The organism is Limosilactobacillus reuteri subsp. porcinus (genome assembly GCF_036621895.1).
Classification (GTDB): Bacteria; Bacillota; Bacilli; order Lactobacillales; family Lactobacillaceae; genus Limosilactobacillus; species Limosilactobacillus reuteri_J.
Window position 1 is genome coordinate 1 of record NZ_LN887449.1, and the last position, 2,382, is coordinate 2,382.

Sequence of the window (2,382 nt, forward strand, 5' to 3'; positions counted from 1 at the left end):
TCACAGCTCCATCAACCAATAATCAATTGGTCAGTATTATTTATTTGAGTCCAGTGGCTAACTTATTCTTGAAATTTAGGTTTAATATAAGTAATGTAATAATTAGGAAAAATAAGGAAGGAGTATCGGACTATGCAAACAGTTGTAATCACAGGAGGGACTTCCGGAATTGGTCTTTCAACTGCTGACCTTTTTCTAAAGAATGGTTGGAACGTAATGATCATTGGCCGCGACGAACAAGAAGGAATCGAGATTGAAAAGCAATTAGGACAAAAGTATTCTCCTGCTCAAATTAAATTTGCTCAAGCAGATATTAGTAAGGCAAAAGATGTTGAAAAAGCCAAGCAAATTACTCTTGATGCTTTTAAGACTGTCGACGTCCTTGTCAATAATGCCGGGATTGTTATCCATGGCGAACTTCACGAAACCAGTGAAGAAGACTGGGATAAGATCTTTGCGGTTGATGTAAAAGGTACGTTTCTCGTTAGCAAAGCTTTCTTGCCAGCAATGATTAAACAAGATCACGGAAGCATTGTTAATATCTCATCTGTTTCTGGATTAGCTGGTGACCGGGCAATGGTTGCCTATAATGCTGCTAAGGGTGCAATTATTAACATGACACGAGCAATGGCAATTGATTATGGTAAAAATAACATCCGTGTAAATGTTGTTGCTCCTGGTCCAACTAATACCCCACTCTTTCACCAAGATAAACAAAAATTTGCCAAAAATAGCCCATTGAATAGGATTGTTGAACCGGAAGAAGTAGCCGCTGCAATTTACTTCGTTGCTAGTTCTGCTGGTAGTGCAATCACTGGCGAAGCAATCCCGGTTACAGCAGACTTTGAAATTTCGACTGGACAACCAATGTAGTATTGCAGATTAAACAAAAAGGGTTCTTAGGGGATGTGACATAAGTTCCCTTATATAGACTAAAAGTTAACAGCGCGGTACATAAATGGGCTCCAGCATTCGGAAATTCCGAACGCTGGAGCCCTATTTATGCTCGCGGGGGCTCGAATACGAAGTCAAAATGACTTCTGTCTCGCGCCCTAAGAACCTTTTTCAAGATCTGTATTTATCTTTCTCCAGCTAATGCAGCTGAACGACTTGCTTTAGCAAAGTGAATAATCAGGCCAAGGATCATCCCAATAATTCCAAAACTTAACCAGCCAAAGCCGAGTTTAAAGAATGGGAAGTATTGGTTAGCAAACGCCAGCATTGCCTTGATTGCAGCAAGGTTGCTTAATGGTGCTGGTAGTGCATTTGCCATATCGAAGAAAGCAGGAATCAAAGTAAATGCCGTGGTGATCTTGTATACGATCGCATCGTTGTTAAATAGTGGCGATGTGATTCCGAGAATAATCAGGGTGATTGCTAATGGGTAGAGGAACATTAAGAACGGTGTGGACCAAGTAATAATTTGGTTCAAGCCAAGATTAGCAAAGAGAAATGATAAGCCGCAGTTAAATCTCAAGAAAGTTTTGTAAGAAATCCGTGGGAAGCGTCTATGGAAATCTTGAGAAAAGGCAACAACAAGTCCCATTGCGGTAGTTAAACAAGTGATCGTTGCTAATGTTGCAAGGATTGCATCCCCCGCTGTTCCGAGGTAGTAGTGAGCAATTTGTGCCAATGTTGTCCCACCGTTATCAGCAATTTTGAAGTGATGTAAGCTAGTCGCACCTAACCAAATCAGGCACAGATAAATAATTGCAACTCCAGCAATCCCAATCATTCCACTTTTTGCAGTAGCTAAAGAAACATCGCGTTGCCGCTTGATGCCAAGTGCTTTGATTGAACTAATAACAGTTATTCCAAATGCCAGTGCGGCCAAGCCATCCATTGTGTTGTACCCTTGGAGGAAGCCATTGCTAAATGCGTCTTGAGCATATGCAGCAGTTGGTGCGATTGTCCCTGTAGTACCAAGTGGGCTAATAAATGCCAACATGAAGATGATAAATAACATTAATAGAAATAGCGGGTTGAGGATCTTCCCAATCAAGGTCGTGATCTTCGCTTCACGTGATGAGAAGTAATATACCAATAGGAAGAAAATGGCGGAATAGATTAATAGACCGATTGTATTCGCCCCTGAGGACAAGTGAGAAGCAATTCCAATTTCATATGGAACTGTTGCGGTCCGCGGAGTCGCAAATAGTGGACCCAACGTTGCGTGAATTAGGATTAAGAAAATAAGTGCATAGTAGTGACCATTTGGCCGTGCTAAATCGTAAATTCCGTTTGAGCGGGTAATGCTGATTGCTAAAAGAGCCATCAGGGGGATTAAAACTCCAGAGATTAAGAAGCCACTACTCGCTGTTAGCCAGTGAGATCCGGCTAATTGTCCTAAGTGAATCGGGAATATTAGGTTTCCTGCTCCAA

At 41.5% G+C, this 2,382-nt stretch carries 2 protein-coding genes; one reads left to right on the plus strand and one right to left on the minus strand.

Features of this window, described 5'->3' with window-relative positions:
• Positions 1-132 precede the first annotated feature (132 nt).
• Complete coding sequence (locus tag AACL61_RS07430; protein ID WP_102816326.1) at positions 133-873, plus strand: SDR family NAD(P)-dependent oxidoreductase; 741 nt, start codon at positions 133-135, stop codon at positions 871-873.
• A gap of 205 nt (positions 874-1,078) precedes the next feature.
• Here AACL61_RS07430 and brnQ read toward each other — a convergent pair.
• Positions 1,079-2,382, minus strand: a 1,304-nt coding sequence (gene brnQ / locus AACL61_RS07435; RefSeq protein ID WP_339111188.1) for a branched-chain amino acid transport system II carrier protein, incomplete at its 5' end; no start/stop codon positions are given.

Excerpts from the sequence above, each read along its gene's own strand:
- AACL61_RS07430 (WP_102816326.1), top strand. The coding sequence starts at position 133 with ATGCAAACAGTTGTAATCACAGGAGGGACTTCCGGAATTGGTCTTTCA.